General features: G+C 64.9%; 4 protein-coding genes. All 4 read right to left on the bottom strand.

What is annotated here, in order from left to right:
• Positions 1–25 precede the first annotated feature (25 nt).
• Positions 26–346 (bottom strand): hypothetical protein, encoded by a 321-nt coding sequence (locus AS188_RS16265; protein WP_058860109.1) that lies wholly within the window; start codon positions 344–346, stop codon positions 26–28.
• 702 nt (positions 347–1048) lie between these two features.
• Positions 1049–2458 (bottom strand): NCS1 family transporter, encoded by a 1410-nt coding sequence (locus tag AS188_RS16260; protein WP_058860108.1) that lies wholly within the window; start codon positions 2456–2458, stop codon positions 1049–1051.
• Between the two features lie 64 nt (positions 2459–2522).
• A complete protein-coding gene (locus AS188_RS16255; RefSeq protein WP_058860107.1) occupies positions 2523–3260 on the bottom strand; it encodes an aspartate/glutamate racemase family protein in 738 nt (245 codons plus the stop codon).
• 493 nt (positions 3261–3753) lie between these two features.
• The gene (locus AS188_RS16250; RefSeq protein WP_147050762.1) at positions 3754–4413 is read right to left on the bottom strand and encodes a hypothetical protein; all 660 of its coding nucleotides are present in this window, start codon (positions 4411–4413) and stop codon (positions 3754–3756) included.
• Positions 4414–4520 lie beyond the last annotated feature (107 nt).

Genomic DNA, 4520 nt, shown 5'->3' with positions numbered 1-4520 from the left:
CCCCTTCACAAGCGCGACTGTAGTACTAAGGAAGGGGCGGCAACGGCGCTCCGAAGCCCATGATCCCGGAGGGGGAGGGCATGTCTCGGTCCGGGTCCATTTCTGGGACATCGTGCGAGGCGTCCATCGCCACCTCGGCCATCGGGCCGGTCACCCAGTAGTAGGGGCCGGAGTCGAGGTGGTCGGCGATCAACAGGTGCACATCGAGGCTGCGGATCTCGACTTGCACCGCCGCCCAGTTGTAGTTCTTCTCCCGGGCGATCTGGGCCTTCCACTTTTGGCTGCCACGAAGGTTGACGAACATGCGCCTGCTGGCGGCGGCCTGGTCACGAGCGATGTCGGGCATCTCGACCGGACGCCAACGGTATATCCGCCGGCTCACACAGACCTGCCCGTGGCCGGCGCCCACACGTCGGCATGTGAAGGCGATCTCAGGCAGACATGGCGGGGGACGATGACGCAGATGCAAGCCACAGGTACTCCTCGGGGATTCGTCGACGGACCTTACCGTCCCTGACGGTGCTCATAAGCTACGGCGCACAGTGCTCGAGGAGAAGAAGCAGTGAGCATGTTTCCCCAGGTCAAGTGACGGCACGCGAGACGAAGGATTTGCCCAGCCCCTTGCTCCGTCGCTTTGCGCGCCATTTAGCGATCACAAAACGCCGCCAGATACCGCTGCAAGTCACACATGCGGGCGCAAACTTCCCAGACGAGACGTCTCGCATCCCATAGCTTGCGATCCACCGTCCATGACAGTGGACGGTAACTCCATACATATCCGTGTCATGGGAGCCCTGGGTTCATTGTGGTCAATATTCGCGCTGGGCGGCATGGTGCATAGATTCAGCAGTCTCCTCGCCTTGGCCCATCAACGGAGACAAGGCGTGGTCGTCCTGACGACCGCTGCGGACATCGCTACCTACACGGCCGACGTCGAGGCCGGGAATGCGCCCCCGAATGAGAGCTGACCGGCGACACACGGGTGCTCCGCGCGTCGCCGGTCATTGAGCTGGTCGGACGGGGGCGCCGATCAGCGCTGTGTGTCCCGTTACTCGGTGATTATCCTGCGCTCTTCGATCACGGCGGGTCCCGGGCGGAACCGCTGGGCCGGTGCCCAGAAACGCATTAGCAGGTAGTAGCTGACGCCTGCAGGCACCAGACCCGCGTACCAGGAGAAGTCGGCAAAGACGAAAGCTGTCACCACTCCAAGAGCGACGGCGAGCACCGCCGCGGGGTTGATCCCCCGGTACGGGCCTGCGGCGTCGTAAAACGCGTCGAGCTCAAGACGTCCTCGGCGAATGGCGTAGTAGTCGACCACCATGACCGCGAATATCGGGCCCAGGAACGCCGAGTACGTCTGCACGAAGATCTGCAGGCCGTCGGCGGACTCCTCCCGCACTAGCAGCCAGGGGAAGGTAGCGAAGGCCAGCAGGCCGACGATCACGGTCGAGACGCGGAACGGCAGCTTGAAGACGTCCATCAGGACGTACGTGGGCGGGACGACGTTGTTCAGCACGTTGGTTGTCACTTGGGCGAAGGCGATGAACAGCAGCGTGATTACCAGCAGGGGCGTGTTGTCCACTGCGTTGGAGAAGACCTGGATGGGGTCGACCACCCCTGTAGCCGAGGAGACCATCAGCCCGATCATGCCCATGAATACGGTAACCGGCAGGATCGCAGCCGTGTACAGCCCCGTAAGCAGGCCCGGGCTACTGCCGTGGCGGTGCTCGCGGGAGTAGTCGCTGACGTTGATCATCATCGTGGCGTAGATGCCCAGGAACAGCATGGTCGCCGACCAGAACGGGGCGCCCCACGTGCCCTCGGTATCGACAAGATTGGTCTGGATCTCCGCGCCGTAGCGATTGAGCACACTGAAGAACATGTACACCAACGAGGCGAGGATGAAGACGGCCCCCACGTTCTCGAGCCACTTGATGCCTTGGAAGCCGAAGATCGAAAGACCGATTTGCAGGAGCTGGAACACGATGAAGAACAGGACCAGGTTGTCGAACCCGAAGAGGACGGAGGAGACCTGGTTGAGGGCCGCTGCCCCGATCCAGCTCTGGAAGCCGTACCAGACGAGGGCAGGAACGGCACGGATCAGCCCTGGGATGCGGGTTCCGGTGAAGCCGAAGGGGGCCCTGGCCTGGACCATGAAGGGGATGCCGAATTTATATCCAGCCGCCCCGTTGAGGACCAGACCCAGGCTGATGACCAGGCACCCGATCGAGATGGCGACCAGCAACTGGATTAGGTTCAAGGTGCCCACGAAGCTGGAGCCCATGGTGAAGGTGCCGATGGAGACGCAACCTCCTAGCCACATCAGCAGGTAGGAGGTTCTGCCGGCGATGCGTACCTGCTGCGGGGCGAGCGACTCCTGGCCGGCGGCCTTGGCATGAACCTCTGCGGGAGCGGCTGCGGTCCGGGAGTTCTCCGGAGCTGTGGGACGTGTGGTCATGATGAAGCTTTCTCGGGATGAACGAATGGGGCCGGTGACGGGATGCCCTCGGCCAGGAGGTGGGCTAGGGCCGCGCCGCGGCGACCCGTGGAGGCCAGTTGGTGAAGGTCTTCGGCCGTGGCGCGGCGAACGTGCGAACCTTCGAGGTGGTGAGGCCCAGCCGGACCAGTGACTCCGCGATGGTGACCGCCGCTGCGACGCCGTCGACAACCGGGACGGCCGTGCGGGCGACGACTTCCTCGGCGAGACCGGCCATGCCGCCGCAGCCGAGGCAGATGACCTCCGCGCGGTCCTCCGTCACGGCGAGCTCGGCCGCGGCCGCGATGGTCCGGAGGGCGGCGGCCGGGTCTCGCTCCAGGTCGAGGACCGCCATGCCGCTGGCGCGCACGGAGGCGCAGCGATCCGAGAGTCCGGCAAGCTTGAGGCGGTCCTCGATGAGCGGCACCGTGCGGTCGAGGGTGGTGACCACGGAGTACTTGTGGCCAAGGAACAGCGCTGTGCTGGCCGCTGCCTCGGTGATGTCCACGACCGGCACGTCGAGGAGTTCCTGCAGCCCCTCGCGGCCGTGCTCCCCGTATCCGGCCTGGATCACGGCGTCGAAGGGCTCCGAGTACGCGCGGACTGTTTCCATAACTGCGACGGCGGCCAGGTAGCTCTCGTAGTTGCCTTCGACCGATTCAGCTCCGAACAACGGAGTGAGCGGGACAATCTCGGTGCCCGGAGACGCTGCCGCGGCGGCCTGCCGGCCGATGCCTTCAGTCATGGAGGCAGTGGTGTTGACGTTGACAACGAGTATGCGCATGAAGGGGCTGTTTCTCTCGGGATGGTGACGAGAGCGCTGGCGTGGATGCCGGAACGCTTGCCGTTGCGATGGTTAGACACGCCGAACAGACACGGGCTTCTTGTCAATGCAATGGTCGGCGCATAAAACCCAGGCTATGAAACGTAGGTTTCAGGCAACGTCGCGGCGCGTTACGGGTGCATTACCTACCGCTCAGTAAAGGAATTGAAGCGCTTATCGACGGGCCAGCGCGCTCCATCGTTCGATGGCCTGGGCCGCTTGGAGGCTCCTGGGAAGAGGCCACGCGCGTGCGGGTCGGTATACCGACCAGACAGCGAGCCAGATGGGCTGAAATGGTGACCCGGTGGTGGCAGGGACCGCGAAGGGCGCCTCTGCCTCTTTCATGCGGGGCTCATCCGATTCAGCTGTCGATCCGAGGAACCCGGTCGATGATGATGCTCCCCTACCAATGCGCAGGCTCGGGCTGAGCCGGCGCGTTAGCGGCGTTGTGCACTCAGTGTGTGGACTCTTGGTTGGCCCGGTGGTGTTCGTCGAGGACCTGGGACAGGACCTGCCCGAGGGTGTTGCGGTGGTCGGGGTCGATTCTTTCCAGTGCGGTAAGGATCGCCTCGACGTCATAGGCCACGGTCGGGTCCCCGTCATGGTGGGTCCAGCGGCGTTCGGCGACCCAGGCCCACACCAGCACCGGTCGGCACCGGCCGCAGGTGCCGTGGTCGGTGGTGAGGCAGTCCGGGCCCACCGGCTGGCTCAGCCCCGCGATCTCCTCCGGAGTGCGGCGGTAGTGCTCCAGCACCGCCCAGAGCTTCTCCTCGGGGATCCGGGCGAAGTCCGTGGCCATCCCCGCCAGAGCGTCCTGGGCGCGGGCCAAGTCATAGTGAAAGTCAGGCCGCCCCCACGGCGGGGTCCGATGATGGGCGCGCAGGGCCTCGATCAGGAACTGCTCCTGCCCGGCGGCGATTTCCTGCGGTGTCCGGGGTGCTGGGTCGGTGGCGGAGCGCCACAGGCTCTCGAACAGCTCCGCGCCCTCGGTGTAGGCCTGACGGACCCGCAGGGTGCCGATGTCCACGCAATAGCGCTTGGCCCACACGGCCCCGGAGAGCCGCTCGTAGGTGTGCCCGTCATCGAGGGTGAAGCTCTTGGGATCGGAAGCCACCACCGCCTGCCGGGTGGTGGGAGCACCGGTGGTGCCGGTGTGGGCGGGGATGACCACCGCACGGGCCCCGACCTAGGTCTAAGACCTGGTCTCAAAACCTGATCGGT

Source organism: Kocuria flava (assembly GCF_001482365.1).
In the GTDB taxonomy this organism is placed as follows: domain Bacteria; phylum Actinomycetota; class Actinomycetes; order Actinomycetales; family Micrococcaceae; genus Kocuria; species Kocuria flava.
This window is presented reverse-complemented; position numbering and strand designations above follow the sequence as displayed.

Bases quoted from the DNA above. Each gene is read 5' to 3' on its own strand.
- AS188_RS16260 (WP_058860108.1), bottom strand. From the start codon at position 2,458: ATGACCACACGTCCCACAGCTCCGGAGAACTCCCGGACCGCAGCCGCT.
- AS188_RS16265 (WP_058860109.1), bottom strand. From the start codon at position 346: ATGCCCGACATCGCTCGTGACCAGGCCGCCGCCAGCAGGCGCATGTTC.
- AS188_RS16255 (WP_058860107.1), bottom strand. From the start codon at position 3,260: ATGCGCATACTCGTTGTCAACGTCAACACCACTGCCTCCATGACTGAA.